Annotated in this window: 13 protein-coding genes and 1 CRISPR repeat array; of the genes, 7 read left to right on the top strand and 6 right to left on the bottom strand. The window is 67.0% G+C overall.

The window, feature by feature from the left end:
- Positions 1–32: 32 nt before the first annotated feature.
- Complete coding sequence (locus PSPA7_RS32450; protein WP_012075646.1) at positions 33–200, bottom strand: hypothetical protein; 168 nt, start codon at positions 198–200, stop codon at positions 33–35.
- A 915-nt stretch (positions 201–1,115) separates the two neighbouring features.
- On the opposite strand from PSPA7_RS32450, the gene PSPA7_RS33020 reads away from it, so the two are divergent.
- The 3 genes from PSPA7_RS33020 (at position 1,116) to PSPA7_RS13495 (ending at position 4,000) form a co-directional block, all read left to right on the top strand.
- Positions 1,116–1,289, top strand: coding sequence for a hypothetical protein (locus PSPA7_RS33020; protein ID WP_012075645.1), 174 nt, complete (start codon positions 1,116–1,118; stop codon positions 1,287–1,289).
- A 337-nt stretch (positions 1,290–1,626) separates the two neighbouring features.
- Positions 1,627–2,789 (top strand): IS3 family transposase gene (locus tag PSPA7_RS13500; RefSeq protein WP_086008390.1). Its coding sequence is split into 2 segments (ribosomal slippage): positions 1,627–1,882 and positions 1,882–2,789, totalling 1,164 coding nucleotides; the frame shifts between segments, so codons are not numbered across the junction.
- A 35-nt stretch (positions 2,790–2,824) separates the two neighbouring features.
- A CRISPR array of direct repeats spans positions 2,825–3,092; the repeat unit is 28 nt; unit sequence TTTCTTAGCTGCCTATACGGCAGTGAAC.
- A gap of 395 nt (positions 3,093–3,487) precedes the next feature.
- A complete protein-coding gene (locus PSPA7_RS13495; protein ID WP_003156532.1) occupies positions 3,488–4,000 on the top strand; it encodes a BRO-N domain-containing protein in 513 nt (170 codons plus the stop codon).
- A gap of 91 nt (positions 4,001–4,091) precedes the next feature.
- On the opposite strand, the gene PSPA7_RS13490 is transcribed toward PSPA7_RS13495, so the two are convergent.
- Positions 4,092–4,820 (bottom strand): class I SAM-dependent methyltransferase, encoded by a 729-nt coding sequence (locus tag PSPA7_RS13490; RefSeq protein WP_041025342.1) that lies wholly within the window; start codon positions 4,818–4,820, stop codon positions 4,092–4,094.
- A gap of 463 nt (positions 4,821–5,283) precedes the next feature.
- Here PSPA7_RS13490 and PSPA7_RS32440 point away from each other — a divergent pair, with 463 nt between their 5' ends.
- Positions 5,284–5,475 (top strand): hypothetical protein, encoded by a 192-nt coding sequence (locus PSPA7_RS32440; protein ID WP_012075641.1) that lies wholly within the window; start codon positions 5,284–5,286, stop codon positions 5,473–5,475.
- Positions 5,476–5,483: 8 nt separating this feature from the next.
- The gene (locus PSPA7_RS32435) at positions 5,484–5,852 is read left to right on the top strand and encodes a hypothetical protein (protein WP_171941869.1); all 369 of its coding nucleotides are present in this window, start codon (positions 5,484–5,486) and stop codon (positions 5,850–5,852) included.
- A 132-nt stretch (positions 5,853–5,984) separates the two neighbouring features.
- Here PSPA7_RS32435 and pvdL read toward each other — a convergent pair whose 3' ends face one another.
- Positions 5,985–19,013: a pyoverdine non-ribosomal peptide synthetase/polyketide synthase PvdL gene (pvdL, locus tag PSPA7_RS13480; RefSeq protein WP_012075639.1), complete on the bottom strand. Its 13,029-nt coding sequence runs from the start codon at positions 19,011–19,013 to the stop codon at positions 5,985–5,987.
- A gap of 91 nt (positions 19,014–19,104) precedes the next feature.
- Positions 19,105–19,869 carry a thioesterase II family protein gene (locus tag PSPA7_RS13475; RefSeq protein ID WP_012075638.1) on the bottom strand — a complete coding sequence of 255 codons (765 nt, stop codon included), beginning with the start codon at positions 19,867–19,869 and terminating at the stop codon, positions 19,105–19,107.
- 633 nt (positions 19,870–20,502) lie between these two features.
- Between PSPA7_RS13475 and pvdS the strand changes: the two genes are divergently transcribed.
- The gene (pvdS, locus tag PSPA7_RS13470; RefSeq protein WP_003156700.1) at positions 20,503–21,066 is read left to right on the top strand and encodes a pyoverdine signaling pathway sigma factor PvdS; all 564 of its coding nucleotides are present in this window, start codon (positions 20,503–20,505) and stop codon (positions 21,064–21,066) included.
- A gap of 78 nt (positions 21,067–21,144) precedes the next feature.
- On the opposite strand, the gene PSPA7_RS13465 is transcribed toward pvdS, so the two are convergent.
- Positions 21,145–22,158 carry a GNAT family N-acetyltransferase gene (locus PSPA7_RS13465; RefSeq protein ID WP_012075637.1) on the bottom strand — a complete coding sequence of 338 codons (1,014 nt, stop codon included), beginning with the start codon at positions 22,156–22,158 and terminating at the stop codon, positions 21,145–21,147.
- A gap of 155 nt (positions 22,159–22,313) precedes the next feature.
- The gene (gene ppk2 / locus PSPA7_RS13460) at positions 22,314–23,228 is read right to left on the bottom strand and encodes a polyphosphate kinase 2 (RefSeq protein ID WP_012075636.1); all 915 of its coding nucleotides are present in this window, start codon (positions 23,226–23,228) and stop codon (positions 22,314–22,316) included.
- A 260-nt stretch (positions 23,229–23,488) separates the two neighbouring features.
- Between ppk2 and PSPA7_RS13455 the strand changes: the two genes are divergently transcribed.
- Positions 23,489–23,734, top strand: coding sequence for a hypothetical protein (locus PSPA7_RS13455; RefSeq protein ID WP_003156704.1), 246 nt, complete (start codon positions 23,489–23,491; stop codon positions 23,732–23,734).
- The last annotated feature ends 40 nt before the right edge of the window (positions 23,735–23,774 follow it).

Raw genomic sequence — 23,774 nt, 5'->3', positions numbered from 1 at the left:
ACGGAACCGCCTGCGGCTCCGTGGCCCGACCGTCACTTCTCCTGGAAGTGATGGTTGTTCAGCGACGGCGGGAAGGTCTCGCCCTTGTCCACCTGGCGGTCATGCTTCGCGCCGGCGTAGCTGTCGTCCTTGTCGTCATGCTGGCCATAGGCCGCGGTCTTGGGGCAGGCCTGCCCGGACCAGTGCTTGGTTTTCGACATCCTTTGGCTCTCCTTTGGATGGGCGCAACGAAGGTGTTGCCCACTGGGTATGGCCGGCGCACCGCGGGTGGACAAGGAAGCCGATAGTGTCTCGGAAAATTCCCACGCTGCGAACTATCTCTCCCTCCAGGGGAGGACAGTACCCAAGTCCACTACAGCGACATCGTTCGCGCCTTCCTGGCTGCCTACGCGGCAGGGTGTAGGTGCTGCTTAAAGCCTGAGAGGGCTTCAGGCTTGGTGGACCAGCTGCTTTCTGTGCCTGCCTCTACTTCTTGCTTCGCCCTCGCGGTCGAGTTCCTTTTGCAAGCGCTGTACGACCGGACACGAGCGTCCAGAAGGAACCGAAAGACTCGCCCAGGCATCCTGTTGTCCCCCTGCGCAACAACTCCGCTCGGCCTCCTGACGGGGCGGGTTCGCCGCCTCACCACTTGGCGAGTGAGCAACTTCGTGCATGCCCGGCCTCCACCTCCGATGCCGGGTTCGTAGGGCGAATAACCGCTTGCGGTTATCCGCCGCTTATCCGGGGTATCGGTGAATAACGCCCATGGCGTTATTCCCCTACATGCCCTGGAAACGCCGGACAACTCCCCTGGACATTTTCCCAGCCTCTCTCGGACGCCCAGGAATTGGAGAAAAACCCAGTAGGAGGATGATGGAGGGGTCGCAAGACGATCTTCCAAGATGCGTTCCAGCGCCAGAAACGACGCGGGCCGCAGGTGCTTGGAACACCTGCGACCCGCTAACCACAACCCAGCTTTTCAAGGAGCTGACTCATGGCTAAGCCGAATGATACGTCCACCCCTTCCGTAACAGAACCGTCCCCCCGCTTCATCCCCCTGCTGCCCACCCCGCAGGCCAACCGCTTTCCGCGCAACGCCACGCTGTACCTCGACACCCAGGCGCCGCCCGGCCTAGTTGTTCGAGAGCGCGAAAGCGTGCCTGAAGTCGGCGATCAACGTCCTTGCCCTGACCTGCCTGCTCGACGAGAACGAAGAGCCCGGCGACACCCTCGCCTACATCAACGGCGCCTTGCTGAAGCTGGTCAGCGACGCCCTCTCCGAGATCGAAGCGGCACACCCACGCCAGTAGCGCCGTCCCAGACGCGACGCCCCCGGCCTGGCCGGGGGCTTTGAGACGCGATCCCTTCGAGGCCCAATTCGCGCGCGAACGGCGAGGTTCACCGCCCGTTCCGCTCATCGCGAAACGGCCTCCGATTGCCCGAAGCTTCCGACCTTTTTTCGGACGGTTTCTGACGCCCTTTAAAATCAACAACTTACAAACCATCGAAAAAAGAGGGTCTCAGACAGAGAAAAGCCTGTATTTCTTTTTCCTTCAATTGGTTATAGGTTTTCGGGGCTAGTTGTAGTGGTCTACTGATCCCGGACACCGATTTAGGCGAGAATCCTCGCCGTGAGAGAGGTGTCTGATGAGCAAGCAACGACGTACGTTTTCCGCCGAGTTCAAACGAGAGGCTGCCGCCTTGGTGCTGGAGCAAGGCTACAGCCATATCGACGCCTGCCGTTCGCTGGGGGTGGTGGACTCGGCCTTGCGCCGTTGGGTGAAGCAGCTCGAGACGGAGCGCCAGGGTGTGACCCCGAAGAGCAAGGCGTTGACGCCTGAGCAGCAAAAGATCCAGGAGCTGGAAGCCCGGATCAACCGGCTGGAGCGGGAGAAAGCGATATTAAAAAAGGCTACCGCTCTCTTGATGTCGGACGAACTCGATCGTACGCGCTGATAGACCAGTTGAGTGAGCAGGAGTCGGTGGAAGTGGTCTGTTCAGCTTTCGATGTGGCGCGGTCTTGCTACTACGTCCACCGTCTTCGACGGCGGCGTGTCGATGCTCGCCGCGTGGCGCTACGCAGCCAGGTCAACCAGTTGTTCAGCCAGAGTCGGGGCTCGGCCGGCAGCCGCAGCATTCTGGGCATGCTGCGCGAAGAGGGCGTGACCATCGGCCGTTTCCGAGTGCGTCGGTTGATGCGTGAGCTGGGCCTGGTTAGCAAGCAACCGGGCTCGCACGCCTACAAACAGGCCACGGTTGAGCGGCCGGATATCCCGAATCGGCTGAACCGCGAATTCGCGACCGAGCATCCCAATCAGGTGTGGTGTGGCGACATCACCTACGTCTGGGCGCAAGGCCGTTGGCACTACCTGGCCGCGGTGCTGGATCTGCATACCCGGCGGGTGATCGGTTGGGCGTTCTCGGCCAAGCCGGATGCCGAGCTGGTGATCAAGGCCCTGGGCATGGCCTACGAACAGCGCGGCAGGCCACAGCAGGTGCTGTTCCATTCAGACCAGGGCAGCCAGTACGCCAGCCGCCTGTTTCGGCAACGGCTCTGGCGCTATCGGATGCAGCAGAGCATGAGCCGTCGGGGGAATTGCTGGGATAACTCGCCGATGGAGCGCCTGTTCCGCAGTCTGAAGTCGGAGTGGGTCCCGTCAACGGGTTACCTGACGGCGCAGGAGGCCCAACGGGACATCAGTCATTACCTGATGCACCGCTACAACTGGATCAGGCCGCATCAATTCAACGACGGGCTACCGCCTGCGGTGGCCGAAGAAAAACTCAACCCACTGTCCGGGATGGGTTGACCACTACATTGCACGTTGAGTGACTGCAGCCATCATTTCTTAGCTGCCTATACGGCAGTGAACAGCACGTCGATCAACTCGTTGCGCAGGAGCATTTTCTTAGCTGCCTATACGGCAGTGAACCGCGTGGTTCATGGCGTTGGTAACGGCGGAGATTTCTTAGCTGCCTATACGGCAGTGAACTCGGTGAGGAGTCGGGCCTGGTGCGCTTCAACTTTCTTAGCTGCCTATACGGCAGTGAACTTCATTGGCATTGCGAACTGTCGAAACAGTTATTTCTTAGCTGCCTATACGGCAGTGAACTAGACCAAAACCCCATCAACCTTCCAAGCTCCAAGGGCTCCAGCGCCAAAGCCCGGAAAAACCCTCTTTTTGTAGCGTCCTCTAACCCTTTGATCTAAAAGGGCTTTAAAAACCCACCAAAAAAAGGGTTCCCAAGCATAGCGTCCATCCCCTGTTTTCTCCATGCCGGCGTAAGGTTCAGAACGGCCTAGCTGTTCAGCGGGCTTGTGCCATCAGACTCTTCGTACAAGTCTTAGCCATTGCCGTCCTACAGGCGCTGTCAGTAGGCTTTTTCCCGCCGGCGACTCGCTCGCCGGCAGGCCACAGCCTGCTGGCCTCATACCCACGAGCGGCCTGTCTCCCTGCCGCCGCCGGCAGAAGCCAGGCAGCGGACAGCTCAGAGAAGGATTTCTCCCATGCACGGCCATACCCAGCTAGCCCCGCACTATTTCTTCCGACAGCAGCGGTTGTTGCGCGCCCTGCTGATCGACGACCAGGCCTGGTTCGTCCTCGACGACTTCTCGCGCCTGCTCGACCTGCCCTGCCCCGAACAGCTGCTTACCCGCCTGGATGACGATCAGGCACGCCAGGAAGCGCTGCATACCGAGCGTGGCGAGGACGAGGCACAGTGGCTGATCAGCGAGTCCGGCGCCTACGCGGCGCTGATCTACTACCAGCAAGGCGATGGCGGAGACCTGCGCCGCTGGCTCAGCGGCGAGGTGGTTCCGGAATTGCGCAGCGCCGCCGACGACAGCGACATGCCGCGCCACGTCAAGTTACGCTGGGAGCGCCAGGTGGTACACATGCTCGACTGGCAGGGCAAGCTCTGGGTGAATTTCAGCGAGATGCCCGACCTGCTCCAGCGCCGGGACGGACCGACGACGCCGCTCGACTGGCGACGCTGGCTGCGCAAGTTGCGCCCGCTCTAGAATCTGTCGCGAGCGCAGGCGCGGCAGGGTACACCACGGCGGGCGAGCCCGTGGCGCAGGACGGCTCCGATGCCGCGGTCGGGGCGGCGGCTCAACGCAGCGCGGACACCAGCAACAGCATCGGCCGCTCGCGCTCCTCCGCCAGTTCGGGGCGCGCGGCCAGTTGCGCGTCGCTAGGGCTCCACTCCTCCACCCGGGTGAGCCGGAAACCGAGTTCGAGCAGCAGATTGAGCAGCGTTCCCAGGGTGCGGTGATGCTTGATCACCCCCCTGGCCAGCCAGTCGGTGCTGCGCGGTCCTTCGATCGAGTAGCCATCCAGCGGCCAGGTCCGCCGGCCTTCACCATCCTGTCGCCAGCCCGGCTGGCTGGGCGCCATGTAGATCGGGTGCTCGATGGAAAACACCAGCCCGCCGCCCGGTCGCAGCGCGGCATGCAGGGTGCCCAGCAGACGGCGCAGGTCCTCGATGTAGTGCAGCGCCAGCGAGCTGTAGGCGAAATCGAACGCCGCCGCCGGAAGCTCCAGGGTCTCCAGGTCCTGGCGGAGGTAATGGATCGCCGGATCGTCGGTCATGGCCCGCGCCTTGCCGAGCATGTTCTGCGAAACGTCGATGCCGAGCACCTCGGCGGCGCCCTGCTCGCGGACCCAGCGACAGAACCAGCCGAAGCCACAGCCCAGGTCCACCACACGCTTTCCCGTCAACTCCGGCAGCATGGCCCGCAGCGCCGGCCATTCGGGCGCACCGACAAGGCCTTCGCGCGAGCGCGGCAACTGACTGTAGCCCGCGAAGAAATCATCGCAATCATAGATATTCTGGGACATGAGCTGAATCCGATGACGAAGAGTCGCCCGGCGATTGGCAGCCAGGCCCACCGACCGCGCTCCGCCGAAGCAAGTTCAGAATACAAGTTTATACCCTGCCAGATCTGGCAGCTTAAGGCATGTCGCGGCGCCAGTTAACAATACGGATATACACCCGCCCTAGCCTCACCGTCATTCACAACAACAAGAAGCCATCGGCATGAAAAAAATTCGAAAATTAATATTGGATGATTCCTTCGGAGAAGATTATGACTGCCAGGATCTACCGGGAAGTCGTCAACCCGGGAAAACTCGACGAGACACAGAGGGAAAACCTCGCAAGCGAACTCTACGCGATTCACGCCAGGATCTTTCATGGCGTCCAGTGTGAGTCCTTCGCTCGCGAGGTCATCCACTCCACCGCCCGCCTCACCCGCATCGCCATCTACCGCAACCGCCAGCAGAAATCGTCGGCTACTGCGCCGTGCATTTCCACGACTCGGAAGTCTTCCAGTACAGCAAGGCCTGCGTGATCCGCGCCGAGTCCGGGATCCTCCCGGAGTACCGCGGGAGCAACCAGAGCATTTCCTTCCTTACCCGCCAGGTGCTGCGCTACAAGTTGCTCAACCCCGGCAAGCGCCTGCTGTTCCTCGACACCCTGATCCATCCCTCCTGACCAAGTACGTGGATGACGTCTGGCCCTGCCACTGCGACCTGGAAAGCCACCACGTGACATTCCTCGAGCACCTGATCGCCCAGTTCAGCTTCAAGCGCAGCAGCAACGATCCGCTGGTGGTCGACACCGGCTGGACCACCACCGAGGCCGATCACGAACGGGCACACTGGGCTACGCACAGCAATCCGAATGTGCGTTTCTTCCTCGATCGGAACCCGGAATATCACAAGGGCAACGGATTGATCACGGTATTCCCGATCACCTTGAAGAACATCTTTACGGCGACCCGCCGTTTCAAGCGCAGTTCTTCGGTCAAGCGTAAACAGCACCAGCGTTACAACGCGGCTTCGGCGAAAGTCGGGAATATCGCGTTGTAATGAATCAAGCCGACCCGTATATCGGCGTTTATATATACGCACATATATGAAGAATGGCCGGAAGGGAGCATGGAACATTCCCTTCCGGCCATTTTCATCGCCCCCCGCGAAGGGCTCGGCGGCCGGATCCGATCAGAGCATTTCCAGCTTCGACATCAGGTCGTTCAGGCGCTCGGCCTTCTGCTCGCTGATCTCGCTCGGGGCCAGGGACTCAATGTAGCTGGCCAGCTCTTCCACCGTGCTGCATTCGAACATCGCCCGTAGCGGCACGTTGCGTTGCAGGGCCTTCTGCACCCGCGAGGCGATCTGCGTGGCCAGCAGCGAATGCCCGCCGAGTTCGAAGAAGTTGTCGAACACCCCGACCCGCTCGACCTTCAGCACCTCGGCCCAGATCCGCGCCAGGGTTTCCTCCAGTTCGTTGCGCGGGGCCTGGTAGGCCTGGTTCTGCATCTGGCCGATATCCAGCGCCGGCAGCGCCTTGCGGTCGAGCTTGCCGTTGGCGTTGAGCGGCATCCGCTCCAGCACCAGCCAGTGCAGCGGCACCATGTAGTCCGGCAGGTCGGCGCGCAGTTGCTGCTTGATCCGCTCGAACCAGGCGCCCTGCTCCACCATCAGTCCGGCCGGCGAGTCGGCGCTGGAACGCGGTGTCTCGCCGGGAACCAGGTAGCCCACCAGGTACTTGCCGTTCGCCCCGTCCTGCACCGCCACCGCCGCCTCGCGGACGTCGGCGCGTTCGTGCAGGCGCGCCTCGATCTCGCCCAGCTCGATGCGGAAGCCGCGGATCTTCACCTGGTGGTCGATCCGCCCGACATATTCCAGCACCCCGTCGGCGCGCCGCCGCGCCAGGTCGCCGGTACGGTACAGGCGCTCGCCCGGCGCGCCGAACGGATGCGGGACGAAGGCCTGGGCGGTGCGCAGCGGATCGCCGACGTAGCCACGACCGACGCCGGTGCCGGCCACGCACAGCTCGCCCACCGCGCCCAGCGGCACCAGTTCGAAGGCGTCGTCGGCGCCGGCGCCGAGCAGGTACAGGCGGTTGTTGTCGGTGGGACTGCCGATCGGCAGGTAGGTGCTCTCGGTGGAGGCCAGGTCGACGCGGAAGAACGCCACGTCGTCGGAACACTCCGCCGGCCCGTAGGCATTCACCAGGCCGATCCGCGGGTAGCGCTTGAGCCACTGGCGTGCCAGCTCCGGCGGCATCGCCTCGCCGGTGGGCAACATCCAGCGCAGGCCGTCGAGGGCCTGGCGCTCCTCGGCGAGCATGCCCTGGATCAGTGACGGCACGCTTTCCAGCACCGTGATGCCCTGTTCGCCGACGTGCGCCAGCAGGCCTTGCGGATCGTGGGCGATGGCGTTCGGCACGATCGCCACGCGGGCGCCGAACAACGGCGCGGCGAGGAACTGCCAGACCGAGATGTCGAAGCTCTGCGAGGCGGTCTGGGCGATCACGTCGTTCTCGTCCAGTTCCAGGTACGGGACCTTGCTCAACTGGTTGTTGAGCATGCCCGCCTGCTCCACCATCACGCCCTTCGGCAGTCCGGTGGAGCCGGAGGTGTAGATCACGTAGGCGAGGTTCTGCGGCCCGCTGTAGACCTGCGGATCGTGCTCGGCGCCCGCGCCCTGCTGGATCTCGTCCCACACCAGCAGGCGCGGCCGGGCGGCGCAGCCGAGTTCGTCGAACAGCGCCAGCGCCTGCTCGCGGCAGGCCTGGGTGCAGACCAGTACCGGCGTGCGGCTCAGCTCGACGATCCGGGTCAGGCGCTGGGTCGGATGGCCGGGGTCGAGCGGCAGGTAGCCGGCACCGGCCTTGAAGCTGCCGACGATCATGCCGAGCAGGTCGAGGCCGCGCTCGGCCAGCAGTGCCACCGGCTGGTCGATGCCGACGCCGGCGGCACGCAGGGCGTGGCCGAGGCGATTGGCCCGGCGGTTCAGCTCGGCATAGCTCCAGCGCTGCTCCAGGCAACTGGCGGCGATGCGCTGCGGATGGGCCGCCACCTGCGCCTCGAACAGCCGCACGTAGCCTTGCTCCAGCGGGTAGTCGCGGGCGCTGCGGTTGCAGCCGTCGAGGAGGAAGACGCGCTCGTCCTCGCCGAGCAGCGGCAAGGCCTCCAGTTCGCCGTGGAATCCGTCGACCAGGGCCAGCAGCAGGCGCTTGAACTCGCCGAGCAGACGCTCGATGGTCGGCGCCTCGAAGTAGCGCTGGTCGTAGGACAGGTGCAGGCCGAGGTCATCGCCCGGATAGCAGACCACGGTCAGCGGGAAGTTGGTGTGGGTACGCCCGGAGTCGGAACTGGCGTTCAGGCTCTGCGCGCGGTCCAGCACCGAGACTTCCACCGGGGCGTTCTCGAACACGAACAGGCTGTCGAACAGCGGCTGGCCCTTGGGCAGCTCGCTGCTTTCCTGGATGACCACCAGGGGCAGGTGCTCGTGCTCGCGCAACTCCAGGTTGCGCTCGAACAGCCGGTTCAGCCATTCGCGCACCGTGCAGCGCTGGCCGGCGGCCGGCATCCGCACGCGCAATGGGATGCTGTTGATGAACAGGCCGACGGTGCGCTGCATTTCCGGCATGCCCACCGGACGCCCGGCCACGGTGACGCCGAAGAGCACGTCGCGCTCGCCGCTGAAGCGGCGCAGGGTCAGCGCCCAGGCGGCCTGGGCGAAGGTGTTGACGGTGAGCTGGTAGCGCTGCGCCAGTTCGCGCAGGCGCGCGCCGTCGGCGGCGTCCAGACGCGTGTAGCGGTCACCGACGATCATCCCGCCGCTCTCGCCGGCGTGCTCGCGGAGGAACGGTCGGTCGCTGGGCACCAGGGTCGGCCGTTCGAAGCCGCGCAGGCTCTCGCTCCACCAGCGGCGCGATTGCTCCAGGTCCTGGCGTTGCAGCCAGGCGATGTAGTCACGGTAGCGCGGTGGCGTCGGCAGGTTCGCCGTGCGGCCTTCGCCGAGGGCGCCGTAGATCTCGAAGAAGTCGTTCATCAGCAGACCACGGCACCAGGCATCGATGAGGATGTGGTGGTTGCTCATCATGAACCAGTAGCGCGCCTCGCCCAGGCGGATCAGGCGCAGGTGGAACGGCGGCTGTTCGAGCAGATCGAAGCCGGCCTCGCGCTCGCGCTTGTGCAGCGCTTGCAGGCGTTCCTCGTGACCGTCCTCCGGCAGCTCGCCCCAGTCGAGGAACTCGATGCGAGTGCGGCCGGGCTTGTGGATCACCTGCAGCATGGTTTCGCCGGCATTCCAGACGAACGACGCGCGCAGCGCCTCGTGGCGGGCCACCACCGCCTGCCAGGCGGCGGCGAAGCGCTCGGGATCGAGCGGGCTGTCGATCCGGTAGCGATCCTGCATGTAGTAGATGCCGGTGCCCGGTTCCAGCAGGGTGTGCAACAGCAGCCCTTCCTGCATCGGGGTCAGCGGGTAGACGTCCTCGATCTCGCCGGCCGGCACCGCCAGGGCGTCCAGTTGCGCCTGGCTCAGTTGCGCCAGCGGGAAGTCGGACGGGGTCAGGCCGCCGGCGCCGTCTTCCAGGCAATGCTCGATCAGCGCCTGCAGTTCGGCGAGATAGGCCTGCGCCAGCTCGTTCACCGTCCGCGCGTCGTAGCGCTCGCGGCTGTAGGTCCAGCGCAGCACCAGCTCGCCGCCGTAGACCTGGCCATCGACGCTCAGCTCGTTGGGCAACGGCGCCTGCTCGTCGTGGATCGGCCCGGTGGGCTGGTCCAGCGGCTGGAACAGGGCGTCGGTGAAGCTCTGGTCGAACTGCCCGAGGTAGTTGAAGGTGATCGGCGCCGTCGGCAGCGCGGCCATCGCCTGGCGCACCGCCGGATCGGCGAGGTAGCGCAGCACGCCGTAGCCGAGGCCCTTGTGCGGCACCGCGCGGAGCTGTTCCTTGATCGCCTTGATCGACTCGCCCGGGCTCTGCGCCGGGGTCAGGCGCAACGGGTAGGCGCTGGTGAACCAGCCGACGCTACGGGTCAGGTCGATATCGTCGAACAGTGCCTCGCGGCCATGCCCTTCCAACTGCACCAGCGCCGATGGCTGCCCGCTCCAGCGGCAGAGCACGCGAGCGAGGGCGGTCAGCAGCAGGTCGTTGACCTGGGTGCGGTAGGCCGCCGGCGCCTGTTGCAGCAATTGCCGGGTACGTTGCGGGTCGAGCCGCAGGCTGAGGCTTTCCGCCAGCGCCTCGCGGTTGTCGCCCTGCGGACGGTCGCACGGCCACTCGGCCGGCTGCCCGCCCAGCCGGGCTTGCCACCAGCCCAGCTCCTCGCGCAGCGATTCGCTGCCGGCGTAGGCCTGAAGGCGTCCGGCCCAGTCGCGGAAGGCGCTGGTCTTGGCCGGCAGCGATGGTTCGGCGCCGGCGGCAAGCTGGCGGTAGACCTGTTGCAGGTCTTCCAGCAACACCCGCCAGGACACCCCGTCCACTGCCAGGTGGTGGATCGCCAGCAGCAGGCGTTGCTCGCCGGCCGGGCCGTCCACCAGCACTGCGCGCAGCAGCGGACCCTGTTCGAGGTCGAGGCTGCGCTGGGCCTTGGCGAACAGCTCGGCGCATTCGTCGAAGGATTGCACCGGGACGTGCCAGAGCAGTTCCTGTTCGCGCAGCGGACGATGCTGCGCCAGCCACTCGCCGTCGACCTGGCGGAACGCCAGGCGCAGGGCGTCATGCTGCTCGACCAGGCGTTGCAGCGACTTGCGCAGCAGACCGAGGTCAATGGCCTGCCGCGGCTGCAACAGCAGCGACTGGTTCCAGTGCTCGCGGCGCACCAGCGGCAGGTCGAAGAACCAGTGCTGGATCGGCGTCAGCGCGCTGTCGCCCTGCACCGGCCCCTGCTCGGCCTGGCTGGCCTGGCTGTGCCGGGCCACCGCGGCGAGGCTCTGCACGGTCTGGTGCTGGAACAGGTCGCGGGGGCTGAAGTGGATGCCGAGCTGGCGGGCGCGGCTGACCACCTGGATCGACAGGATCGAGTCGCCGCCCAGTTCGAAGAAGTTGTCGCCGAGGCCCACCCGCTCGACGTTCAGCACCTCGCGCCAGACCCCGGCCAGCTGCTGTTCCAGCACGCTGCGCGGGGCCTCGTAGGCCTGCCGGTTGAGCGCCGGATCGGGCGCCGGCAGCGCACGGCGGTCGAGCTTGCCGTTGGCGGTCAGCGGCAGGCTGGCGAGCAGCAGCAGGTGGGCCGGCACCATGTAGTCCGGCAATTGCTGCTTGAGGTGCGTTTTCAGCGCCTCGCGCAGCGCCGCCTGGGCGTCCTCGTCCTGCGCGGCCACCGCGCTGGCGACATAACCGGCCAACTGCTTGCCGCTCGGGCTGTCGAGCGCCAGGACCAGCGCTTCGCGAACCTGCGGATGCTCCAGCAGGCGCGCCTCGATCTCGCCCAGTTCGATGCGGAAGCCACGGATCTTCACCTGATGGTCGATGCGTCCGACATATTCCACCAGGCCGTTGTCGCACAGGCGCACCAAGTCGCCGGTGCGGTACAGCCGGCCGCCCTCGGCAGCGAAGGGATCGGGCACGAAGCGCTCGGCGCTGAGCGCTGGACGCTCATGGTAGCCGCGGGCCAGGCCGGCGCCGCCGACGTAGAGCTCGCCGGTCGCGCCCTGCGGCACCAGGGCCAGGTCGGCATCCAGGATGTAGGCGACCCGCGCGCCGACCACGCTGCCGATCGGCACGCTGGCGGCGCCCTCTTCCAGACATTCGGGAGCCAGGCAGGCCAGCGGCATGACCACCGTCTCGGTCGGTCCGTAGGCATTGAAGAACGACGCCGGGGCGAAGGCCTGGCGAATCCGTTGCAGGTGCTCGGCGGTCAGCGCTTCGCCGCCGGTGATGCACATGCGCACCGGCAACTGCCGGCCCTGGCCCTCCAGCCACTGGGCGAGCTGGCTGCCGTAGCTCGGAGTGAAGCCGAGGATGCTCACGCCCTCCGCGCGGATCAGCTCGCAGATTTCCTCCGCGCCCCACTGGCCCTGGGCCCGCAGCACCACACGGGCGCCGCACAGCAACGGGGCCAGCAGGCGCTCGCTGGCGGCGTCGAAGTTGATCGAATAGAAGTGCAGTTCACAATCGTCGGCGCGCATGCCGAAGCGCTCGATCACCGCGGCGCAGTGCATGGCGATCTCGCCGTGGGAGACCGCCACGCCCTTCGGCTTGCCGGTGGAACCGGAGGTATAGATCAGGTAGGCCTGGTGCTGCGGACCGCTCAGCGCTGCCAGCGGCGCGGGGTCCTCGGCGTCCAGCGCCGCGGCGTCCTCCTCGAGGCACCAGCGCGCCACGCCCGCCGGCAGCTCGCCGAGGGCCTCGAACAGCGCCGCGTGGCTGAGCAGCAGGCGTACGCCGCTGTCCTCGATCATGTATTGCAGGCGCTCCAGCGGATACTCCGGGTCCAGCGGCACGTAGGCGCCGCCGGCCTTGAGGATCGCCAGCAGGCCGACGACCATCTCCAGCGAACGCTCCAGGGCCAGGCCGACCCGCACTTCCGGGCCGACGCCATGACGGCGCAGGACCCGCGCCAGGCGATTGGAGCGGGCATCGAGTTCGGCATAGCTCAGGGTCTGTCCGGCGAAGGTCAGCGCCGGGGCCTGGGGGCTGGCCGCCACGCGGGCGGCGAACAGGCCATGGAGGGTGTCCTGGAGCCCTGCCTCGCCAGCCGTGCCGGCGAGCAGCAGTTGCTCCCGCTCCTCGGCGGCGAACAGCGGCAATTCGGCAATACGCCGCTGCGGGTCGCCCAGCAGCGCCTCCAGCAGGTTCTGCCAGTGCCCGGCCATCCGTGCAATGCGCGGTTCGTCGAACAGGTCGCGGCTGTAGGTCAGGCAGCAGCCGAGGCGCTGGTCGAGATCGGTGACCTCCAGGTTGAGGTCGAACTTGGTCGCCCGCGCATCGTTGGCGATGTACTCGACGGTCATCCCGGCCAGTTGCCGGGTCTGCTGGAACTCCCAGCGCTGGACGTTGCACATCACCTGGAACAACGGGTTGTAGGCGGCGCTGCGCGGCGGTTGCAGGGCTTCCACCAGGTGGTCGAACGGCAGGTCCTGGTGCGACTGGCCATCGATCACGGTCTGCCGCACCTGCTCCAGCAGCTCGCCGACGCTCATCTGCCCGTCGAGCCGGCAGCGCAGCACCTGGGTATTGAGGAAGGCGCCGATCAGCCCTTCGCTCTCCGGGCGGATGCGGTTCGCCACCGGCGCGCCGATGCGCAGGTCCTGCTGGCCGCTGTAGCGGTAGAGCAAGGCCGCAAGGGTGGCGGTCATGGTCATGAACATGGTCAGCCCGCGGGCAGCGTTGAAGCGCCGCACGCGCTCGGCCAGCTCGGGGCTCAGGTCGAAGCGGTAGAGGTCGCCCCGGTGGCTCTGCACCGGCGGGCGTGGCCGGTCGCCCGGCAGTTCGAGCAGCGGATGCTCGTTGCCCAGCTGGGCCTTCCAGTAGTCGAGCTGGCGCTGGCGCTCGCCGCTATCCAGCCACTCGCGCTGCCACACGCTGTAGTCCAGGTACTGGACCGGCAACGGCTCCAGCGGCGATTCGCGATCGTCGAGGAAGGCCTCGTAGAGCGCGCCCAGCTCGCGGGCGAAGATGTCCATCGCCCAGCCTTCGGTGACGATGTGGTGGAGGGTCACCACCAGGTAGTGCTCGCGCTCGGCCATCTTCACCAGGCAGACCCGCAGCAACGGTCCGCTCTCGAGGTCGAAGGGCCGGTGCGCCTCGCTGTCGGCGAGGGTCTGCAAGTGCTGCTGGCGGCTGTCGCGGTCGAGCGCGGAGAAGTCCTGCCAGTCCATGTGCAGGCCGCCATCGCCGTGCACGCGCTGTACCGGCACGCCGTCGACGCTGGGGAACGTGGTGCGCAGGGTCTCGTGGCGCTGCACCAGGGCCTGTAGCGCGGCCTCGAAGCGCGCCACGTCCAGCGGCCCGCTCAGGCGCGCCAGGCCGCCGACGTTGTAGGCCGGGCTGTCCGGCTCCAGTTGCCAGAGGAACCACATGCGCTGCTGCGAGTAGGACAGCGGCACCGGCTGCTCGCGGTCGATGCGGCGGATCGCGCCGTGGCTATCGGTGCGTCCGGCGGCCTGGGCTGCGCGGACCTGTTCGCAGAAGACCTCCAGTTCGCTGGCCTCGAACAGCGCGCGCAACGGCAGGTCGACGTCGCAGGCCTGGCGGGTGCGCGAGACGATGCGGGTGGCCAGCAGGGAATGCCCGCCGAGCTCGAAGAAATCGTCGCGCAGGCCGACCCGCGGCAGGCCGAGCACTTCGCTCCAGATCGCGGCGATGCGCCGTTGCAGCTCGGTCTGCGGCTCGACGTGCTCGCGCTGCTGCCAGACCGGCTCCGGCAGCGCCCGGGTATCCAGCTTGCCGCTCGGACCGAGGGGCATCTGCGCCAGGCGCATCAACTGCGCCGGGACCATGTATTCCGGCAGTTCGGCCTGTAGCGCGGCGCGCAGGCGCTGGTTCTGCTCGGCTTCCGCCTCGGCGCCGGCAGCGCCGGTGTAGTAGCCGACCAACTGGCTGCCGGCCACGCCTTCGCGGATCACCACCACCGCCTGGGCCACGCCCGGCTGCGCCAGCAGGCGTGCCTGGATCTCCTCCGGCTCGATACGGAAGCCACGCAGCTTGACCTGCTGGTCGAGGCGACCGAGGTATTCCAGCACGCCGTCGGCGTTCCAGCGCGCGCGGTCGCCGGTGCGGTACAGGCGCTCGCCGTCGGCCGAGAACGGGTCGGCGACGAAGCGTTCGGCGCTCAGCGCCGGACGTCCCAGGTAGCCACGAGCCAGGCCCTGGCCGCCGATGCACAGCTCGCCGGCGACGCCGGCCGGCAGCAGATTGAACTCGGCGTCCAGTACGCGGCAGACCACGTTGCCCAGCGGCCGGCCGATCGGCGAACGCTCGCCGTCCTCCGCGCGGCACTGCCAGTGGGTGACGTTGATGGCGGTCTCGGTCGGCCCGTAGCGGTTATGCAGGGCCACCGCCGGCAGGCGTTGCAACACGCGGTTGCGCAGCTCCGCCGGCAGCGCCTCGCCGCCGGAGAACAGGCGGCGCAGGCTGCCACAGGCGGCGACGCCGGGTTCGTCGATGAACAGTTGCAGCAGCGGCGGCACGAAGTGCAGCGTGGTCACCCCGAACTGCCGCACCAGTTCCACCAGGCGCGCCGGATCGCGGTGCTCGCCGGGGGCGGCGAGGACCAGCCGGCAACCGGTGAGCAGCGGCCAGAAGCACTCCCACACCGACACGTCGAAGCTCACCGGCGCCTTCTGCATCAGTACGTCGTCGCCGTCGAGGGCGTAGGTCGCCTGCATCCATTGCAGGCGCTCGGCCAGCGCCGCGTGGGTATTGCCCACACCCTTCGGCTGGCCGGTGGAACCGGAGGTGTAGATCACGTAGGCGAGATTGTCGCCGTGCAGGTGCAGGCCCGGCGCCTGGCTCGGCCAGCTGTCGAGCTTGAGGCTGTCCAGGCAGATCGGCGTGACGCCCTCCGCGCCAGGCAGGCGCTCGAACAGATGGGCCTGGGTCAGGAGCAGCTCGACGCCGCTGTCGGCGAGCATGTAGGCCAGGCGTTCGCTGGGGTAGTCCGGGTCCAGCGGCACGTAGGCGCCGCCCGCCTTGACGATCGCCAGCAGACCGACCAGCAGCTGCGGCGAACGCTCGGCGCAGATCGCCACCCGCACGTCCGGGCCGACGCCCTTGTCGCGCAGGTAGTGGGCCAGACGGTTGGCCCGGGCGTGCAACTCGGCGTAGCCGAGGCTGCCGCCGTCCCACTCCAGGGCGACGCGTTCGGCGGACTGCGCCAGTTGCCGCTCCAGCAGAACCGGCAGCCAGGCGCGCGCCGGCGCGCAGGGCGCGCTGCCCCATTCGGCGAGGCGCGCCGCCTGCTCGGCGTCGACCAGGGCGATATCGCCGAGGCAGCGCTGCGGGTCTTCCGCGACCTGGCGCAGCAGCTCCAGGTATTGCGCGGCGAAACGCCGGATGCTGGCCTCGTCGAAGAGGTCCGCGGCGTAGTCGAAATTCAGGGTCAGGCGACCGCGAGCGTCCTCCTCGCTCTGCAGTTGCAGGTCGAACTTGGCTTCGCGGCTGTGCCAGGGCAGCTCGTCGGCGAGCAGGCCGGGCAGCCGGCGCAACGCCGACAGGTCGCGCTGCTGGTGGTTGAACAGCACCTGGAACAACTGGCCGCCCTGGCCGCAGGCCGCGAGCACCTGGTCGAACGGCAGGTCCTGGTTGGCCTGGGCGCCAAGGGTCGCCTCGCGAGCCTCGCCGAGCAACGCGGCGAACGGCTGGCGCGCCCGGGGCCTGCCACGCAGGACCAGGGTGTTGATGAAGAAGCCGACCAGCCCCTGGGTCTCCAGGCGCTGGCGGTTGGCGCTGGGCACGCCGATGCGGATCTCGCCCTGCCCGCTGTGGCGATGCAGCAGCGCCTGGAACGCCGCCAGCAGCCACATGAAGACACTCGCCTCATGGTCCAGCGCGGCCTCGCGGATGGCCCGCGCCAGGGCTTCGTCGACCCGCAGGCTGTAGCGCGCGGCGGGCGACGCCTGGCGCGCCGTGCGCGGATGGTCGGTGGCCAGTTCCAGCACCGGCGCCGCGTCGCCCAGGCGTTCCCGCCAGTAGGCCAGTTGGCGGGCGCCCTCGCCCGCGTCCAGCCACTGCCGTTGCCAGGCGGCGAATTCGGCGTAGTGCAGTTCCAGCGGCGCCAGGTCGGCCGGCTGGCCGCCGCAGGCTTCGGCGTAGAGCCGCGAGAATTCGTCGAGCAGCAGGTTCAGCGACCAACCATCGGCTACGATGTGATGCAGGGTGACCCAGAGTTGGTGCTCCTGTTCGTCCAGGCGCACCAGGCTGACCCGCAGCAGCGGCCCCTTTTCCAGGTCGAACGGCTGCTGCGCCTCGGCTTCGCGGCGTTGCGCGGCAGCCGCGGCGCGTTCGTGCTCGGCCAGCCTAGCGAGGTCGATGAACTGCCAGGCGAACTCGCCCCGCTCATCGATACGCTGCAAGGCCACGCCGTCGCGCTCGAGGAAACGCGTGCGCAACGCTTCGTGGCGTTCGACCAGGCGCTGGAAGCTGGCGCGCAGCGCCGCTTCGTCCAGCTCGCCGCGCAGGCGCAGGCCGCCGGGGATGTTGTAGGCGGCGCCCCGCGGATCGATCTGCCAGGTCAGCCAGAGACGCTGCTGCGCCGCCGACTGCGGCAGGTCGATGCCACGTGGCAGGTGCGCGATCGGCGCCTCCTCTGCCGCGCCCTCGGCCAGTTGGCGTGCCACCACGGCGCTGAAACCCTGCAGGGTCGGCGCTTCGAACAACTGGCGCAGGTTGAGGGCGACGCCGAGGCTGTCACGCACCTGGGCGACTACCTGGGCGGCGCCGATGGAGTTGCCGCCGAGCAGGAAGAAATGGTCGCGCGGCGCTACCTGCGCCACGCCCAGCTGGGCCTTCCAGATTTCCCCGATACACGCCAGCAACTCATCGTCGTCCGGCGTCGCGCCGTGTTCCTCGTTCGCCTCGAGGCCGGGAAACTGCGCGTAGCTGTCCAGGCTGCCGTCCTCCAGGCGCAGGCGGCAGGCGGAACGTTGCAACTTGCCGCTGGAGGTTTTCGGCAAGGCGCCGGGATTGAGCAGCGCCACCACCTTCGGCGCTTCCTGGCAGACCTCGGCCACCGCCTGGCGGATCGAGTCGATCAGTTCGCGGGCCGGCACCGACTTCTGGATGCCACGGCCGATCTCGACGGCGATGCCGATGCCTTCCTCGCCGTCGACCTTGACCGCGAACGCCGCGACCCGCCCCTTGCGCGCCGACGGCACCTCGCTCTCGACGGTGCGCTCGATGTCCTGCGGGTAGAGGTTGTGGCCCCGGACGATGAGCATGTCCTTCAGGCGCCCGGTGACGAACAGTTCGCCGTCGCGGAGGAAGCCCAGGTCGCCGGTGCGCAGCCAGGTGCGCCCGTCGCGCTCGACGAAGGTCTTCGCCGAGGCTTCCGGGTTGCGCCAGTAGCCGTGGGCGATGCTCGGCCCGGCGGCCCAGATCTCGCCGACGCTGTCGTCGCCGAGGACCTCGCCGCTCGCCGCGTCGACGATCCGCACGGCGTGTTCCGGCTGGCTACGGCCGCAGCACATCAGCACGCTGCCTTCGCCTTCGGCGATGCGGTTGCGCGCCAGCGCCTCGCCATCCACCGCCAGGGCGGGAATGCCCTGGCCGCGCTGGCCGCCGGTAACGAACAGGGTCGCCTCGGCCAGGCCGTAGCAGGCGAAGAAACTGGACGCGTCGAAGCGACTGGCGGCGAACTTCCCGGCGAAGCGTTCCAGGCTGTCCTGGCGGATCGGCTCGGAGCCGGAGAAGGCTACCCGCCAGCCGCTCAGGTCGAGACGCTGCAAGGCCGACTCGGCGACCCGCTCGCTGCACAGGCGGAAGGCGAAGTCCGGGCCGCCACTGACGGTGCCGCCATACTGGCTGATGGCTTCCAGCCAGCGCACCGGGCGTTCGAGGAAGTAGCGCGGCGACATCAGCACGCAGGGTACGCCGCTGAAGATCGGTTGCAGCAAGCCGCCGATCAGGCCCATGTCGTGGTACAGCGGCAGCCAGCTGACGATCACGTCGTCGGCACCGATGCCGAAGCCGCGGCGGATCAGCACCTCGTTGGCGACCAGGTTGCCATGGCTGACCTGGACGCCCTTGGGCAACGCGGTGGAACCTGAGGTGTACTGCAGGAAGGCGATGTGCTCGGGGCGCAGCGCCGGCTCCTGCCAGGCCTCGGCGCCAGCCGGGTCCAGCTGGTCCACGCAGAGCAGCTGCGGCGCATTGGCGGCGGACAGTTGCGCGTTCATCTGCAGCAGCGGCTCGCGCAGGTCGGCGCTGGTGAGGACCAGGCGCGGCTCGGCGTCGGCGATGATCGACAACAGGCGCTCCTGGTGATGGCGGCGCGCCGATTCCGGCGGATAGGCCGGCACCGCGATGACCCCGGCATACAGGCAGCCGAAGAACGCCGCGACGTAGTCGGGGCCGCTGGGAAACAGCAGCACCGCGCGCTCGCCCAGCTGCGCATGGGCCTGCAGGGCCGCGGCGATGCTCCGCGCGCGCAGGTCGAGATCGCGGTAGCTGAGGACCACGCCTTCGCCATCGTCCTCGGCGAGGAAGCGCAGCGCCAGGCGCTCGGGCTCCTGGACGGCGCGGCGACGCAGGGCCTGGACCAGGGTGGTGGGGAGTTCGAAGGCGTCCATCATGTGTTTTCCTGCCTGAATTCGGCTTGCAATCATGTTCTGGGAAGCCGGCAAGGAAGCGCCGCCATGACGGCGCTCCTGCGACGGGTCCGTTTCAACTGGCGGCGCGCAGGCTTTCGCGCACCCGCTCCTGGCGCCAGCGCAGCAGGTGCTGCCCGGCGTAGCGACGCAGGTGGCGCAGCAACTGCGCTTCCTGCTCGCGGATGAAAAAGTGCTGGCCGTCGAGCAGGTCGAGGCTGAACTCGCCACCCGCTTCGCGCAGCCAGCCGAGCAGCTCGGCACTGCGCAGGCGGTCCTCGCGTCCGCCGAACACGTGCAGCGCCGCCGCCAGTGGCGCGCGGAGCTGGTAGCGGTAGCTGCCGGTGACGAGGAAGTCGGCGCGCACCACCGGCAGCAGCATCTGCATCAGCGACGGATCGTTGAAGACCGCCTCCGGGGTGCCCCGGTAGTCACGCAGCGCGGCGACCAGCTCGGCGTCTTCCCTGGCTCGCCGGTAGCCGCTGAGATCGTTCTCGGCGGGCGCGCTGACGCCGGAAAGGAACAGCGCCAGCGGTTCTTCCAGGCCTCGCCGGCGCATGGCATGGGCCAGCTCGAAGGCCAGCAGGCCGCCCAGGCTGTGGCCGAAGAAAGCGTAGGGAGTGGCGTTTTCGAACAGCCCCGGCAGCTCGCCGGCCAATTGCGCGACCAGGCTGGCGGCGTCGTTGTGCAAGGCTTCGGCGAAGCGCAGGCCGCGCCCCGGCAGCTCCAGCGGCTGCAGGCGGATCCAGGCCGGCAGCCGGCTCTGCCAACGGTTGTAGAGAACGGCGCTGGCACCCGAATAAGGCAGGCAGAAGAGTTGCAGGGAAGCGCTCGGACTCACCTCAGCCCTCCCGTGCGGCGCTGCCGCCAAGGCTTGCGCCGGGGCCCGAGGTTTCCCGCTGATCGTTCGGCATTTCCGTCTCCTGCTGCGCACGCTGGCGCGCCGGGCACCTGCCCGCGCTGTCTCAGAGGGGAACGGATAACGACGGCAAATAATTAGCGCATGTAACCGCAATCCACGGGCAATCCACGGAGAGAGGCGCCACCCTATTCATTCTGAGGGGTTGTGCCGCTCGCCAGGCACTCATCGGCGCACAGCCCAGGCCGCTCCGGCCCGTCACGAAAGCAGCCGGGCGGGCCTTGGCGGCCGGCGCGAAGGAGTCGCCGAGAACGATCCGCCCCGCGCCAAGGCCATTTTCCAACTGGCTGATTCCTAAAGATTATTAAAAAAATTTCGTCTTCAACGCACGACTGCAACATTGGCGCGGCCATCCTGCTGGCGCACCGAATAATTGCTTCTCCCCGTCATTCACCGCGGCCATTTGCCAGCCCAGGGAATATTCACGAACGAAGGTGAGATTGGTTATTTCTTCGTAATTGACAATCATTATCATTCAACATAATTTGTTGCGCCATGTGTGGGTTCGCCCCACCGCCAGTGCTCTGCAGCCCCCTCCGCAGCAAGGTGATTTCCATGTCGGAACAACTGTCTACCCGCAGATGCGATACCCCGCTCCTCCAGGCCTTCGTCGACAACCGCACGATCCTGGTGAAGATCGCCGCCCGCATTACCGGCTGCCGCTCACGAGCCGAGGATGTGGTCCAGGATGCGTTCTTCAGGCTCCAGTCGGCGCCGCAGATCACTTCGTCGTTCAAGGCACAGCTCAGCTACCTGTTCCAGATCGTCCGCAACCTGGCCATCGACCACTACCGCAAGCAGGCGCTCGAGCAGAAGTATTCAGGACCGGAAGAGGAAGGTCTGAACGTGGTGATCCAGGGCGCCTCTCCGGAAGCCTCGCACATCAACTACGCGACGCTCGAACACATCGCCGACGCCCTCACCGAGCTGCCCGGGCGCACCCGCTACGCCTTCGAGATGTACCGCCTGCACGGCGTGCCGCAGAAGGACATCGCCAAGGAACTGGGCGTCTCGCCGACCCTGGTCAACTTCATGATCCGCGACGCCCTGGTGCATTGCCGCAAGGTCACCGCCGAGCGCCAGGGCGACAACCTGGCGAGCCTGAGCGCCCGGCGCTGAGACACGGGGCAGGCATTGCGCCTGCCCGTTTCCTTTGGCGTCCGCCGGACGCCCCGCCCCTTCTTCCTGCCGCCCCGTTCAGGCCAGGCGACAGCGCTCGAAGAACCGTTCGCGACCGATGATCATCAGCGCCGCCCGCTTGTGCGGAAAATCGAATTCCTTCTCGCAGTGGAAGCACAGGTTGTGCATGTGACCGATCATCCGCGCGTTGTCCGCGCGCGGCTCCGCCACCACCCGCTGCGAGCGCGGGTCGTCGAGAAACAGGTAGTGGACCAGCGCCGACAGCCAGCAGGCGACCTTGTGCGGCCCCCGGTGGGCTTCCTCGCCGACCAGCATGTGGATCCCGCGGTCGTAGTCGTCGGCCGCGTAGAACGGCGCGATGCGATCCTCCTTCGCCCAGTAGGCCTCGAAATAGGCGAAGGGCTCATCATCGAAGCAGCCGATGAGCCCCAGCGCGTGAGGATCGGCTTCGAGCTGGCGCAAACGCTCGCGATGCTGTTCCAGGCTTCCATCTTCCTGCCAGAACTCCGCCACCCTGGGCGAGTTCTGCCAGCGATGGAAACGTTCCAGGTCCCTCTCGATGTCCACGGTACGCAAGGATACCCAGCACTCCAATCGCGCATCGAAGCGCCGGTAGACCTCTCCCCTGGGCTTCGGCCGGCGCAGCGGATGACGCTTTCCATCGGTAAGCGCCATCGACTGGGGATAGCACGACTGGGCAAGCGGCAGCCAGGGCCACGGCAACTGCCAGAACCGACCCCTCTCGCAGACATAGGTGCCCGCTTCGGCGGTGCCGGCCAGCATACCGTTCGCCAGGGACTTTTCCGGCACCCAGGGCAGCGACCAGACGAGCCGCTGGCATTCCGGGTCGCGCGCGAACAACCAGTAGCTGGCGGCCCACAACGCATGCTCGGCATCGCCGCCGGGAAGTTCCTCCAACGCCAGCCGTATTTCCGTGTCCGTGCGCTCCAGGCGCAGGCGCAACAGCAACGCACCATCCAGGCCGAGGCTGAGCCGGCTATCGGTTTCGTCACCACTCAAACGCTGCCCGCCAGGCAACGGCAATACAGTCAGGGAATTCAACAGGGGCATGATCGGACTCGAGACACGGAGTTGTTCTCAGAGGAACGTCATGTGGCGGCGGAAATTTAAGCGCTCGCGCGGTCTAGGCGGCAGTGCCCATCCCAGGCGCGGGCCGGCGGAACAAGGGACGACCCGGGTGGGCGAAGCATGCGGTGCCGCGAGGCTCAGTAGACTTCCGGGATGATGATCTCGCCGGGCGTCGGATGCCTGACGTAATCGGCATGGCGCAGGCGCTCCGGCAGGTGCACTGGCGGCTGCGGAACTTCCCGGTAGGGCATCTGCTGCAACAGGTGGTGGATGCAGTTCAGCCGCGCACGCTTCTTGTCGTCGGCCTGCACTACCCACCATGGCGCCTCGGGGATGTGGGTACGCTCGAGCATGGTTTCCTTGGCCTTGGTGTAGGCCTCCCAGCGCCGCCGCGACTCGAGATCCATCGGGCTGAGCTTCCATTGCTTGAGCGGATCGTGGATGCGGCTGAGGAAGCGCAGGTGCTGCTCGGCGTCGGAGATCGAGAACCAGTACTTGAGCAGCTGGATGCCCGAGCGCGCCAGCATCTTCTCGAACTCCGGCACGCTGCGGAAGAACTCCTCGTACTGCTCGTCGTTGCAGAAACCCATGACCCGCTCGACCCCGGCGCGGTTGTACCAGCTGCGGTCGAACAGGACGATCTCGCCGCCAGCCGGCAGGTGCGAGACGTAGCGCTGGAAGTACCACTGGGTCCGCTCGCGGTCGTTCGGCGCGGGCAGCGCGGCGACCCGGCAGACACGCGGGTTGAGGCGCTGGGTGATGCGCTTGATCACCCCGCCCTTGCCTGCCGCGTCGCGGCCCTCGAAGAGAATCACCACCTTGTGGCCGGTATGCACCACCCAGTTCTGCAGCTTCACCAGCTCCCGCTGCAGGCGGAACAGCTCGCGAAAGTAGCGGCGCCGGCCGAGTTCGCCAGGCGCGTCCTCCTGCTCGGGGCCGAACAGCTCGTCCAGGTTCAGCTCGTCGTCGAGCAGCTCCTGCTCCAGTTCCTCGTCGTGCCGATCGAGCCAGTCACGGCCGAGTCGGCCCGAGGTATCGCCATAGGAGTCCATGCGGTGCTCTCCACGTCCTGCCGAAAATACCGCGAATGCTAGGCGCGCCCTCATGGCAGTTTCATGACGATTCGATGAATGGCGGGAGCGCACCGGCTGGCGACGGACACCGACCGGCGACCACGAGTCAGAAAATTCCTTAATCATTTGAGTGACTTAGCGGAAGCTGGCCAGCCTCTTCGCACTTTCAACATGCTCCGAGCCCCGGCGTCCACCGGGAAGAAACGCGCCTTGCTGCGCCCAATCAACGGAGATCATCCATGCAAGCATTTACCAGACAACAGCTCATCGATGCGCTGAACGCCCAGAGCAGCGACCTCGCTACCCTGCAGAGCCTGATCGTCGGCCTCTACCTGTGGATCCGCGACAGCCATGGGCAGACCAGCGTCGACGCGGCCTTCCAGCGCGCCCGGGAGGAGGCCAGGCAATTCCGCCGGCAGGCCGGCAACCAGGCGGACGAACGACTGATCCTGCAACTGGCGGAGATCATCCGCGAACAGCCCTAGCCCCTGTCGCATAGCCAGGGACGACTGACCCGCCGGGCCT

The organism is Pseudomonas paraeruginosa PA7, assembly GCF_000017205.1.
Classification (GTDB): domain Bacteria; phylum Pseudomonadota; class Gammaproteobacteria; order Pseudomonadales; family Pseudomonadaceae; genus Pseudomonas; species Pseudomonas paraeruginosa.
Note: the sequence above shows the minus strand (reverse complement) of the source record. Positions and strands in the feature narration are given on the sequence as shown.

Excerpts from the sequence above, each read along its gene's own strand:
- PSPA7_RS13455 (WP_003156704.1), top strand. The coding sequence starts at position 23,489 with ATGCAAGCATTTACCAGACAACAGCTCATCGATGCGCTGAACGCCCAG.
- pvdL (WP_012075639.1), bottom strand. The coding sequence starts at position 19,013 with ATGATGGACGCCTTCGAACTCCCCACCACCCTGGTCCAGGCCCTGCGT.
- PSPA7_RS13495 (WP_003156532.1), top strand. The coding sequence starts at position 3,488 with ATGCACGGCCATACCCAGCTAGCCCCGCACTATTTCTTCCGACAGCAG.
- PSPA7_RS13490 (WP_041025342.1), bottom strand. The coding sequence starts at position 4,820 with ATGTCCCAGAATATCTATGATTGCGATGATTTCTTCGCGGGCTACAGT.
- PSPA7_RS13465 (WP_012075637.1), bottom strand. The coding sequence starts at position 22,158 with ATGCCCCTGTTGAATTCCCTGACTGTATTGCCGTTGCCTGGCGGGCAG.
- ppk2 (WP_012075636.1), bottom strand. The coding sequence starts at position 23,228 with ATGGACTCCTATGGCGATACCTCGGGCCGACTCGGCCGTGACTGGCTC.
- pvdS (WP_003156700.1), top strand. The coding sequence starts at position 20,503 with ATGTCGGAACAACTGTCTACCCGCAGATGCGATACCCCGCTCCTCCAG.
- PSPA7_RS32450 (WP_012075646.1), bottom strand. The coding sequence starts at position 200 with ATGTCGAAAACCAAGCACTGGTCCGGGCAGGCCTGCCCCAAGACCGCG.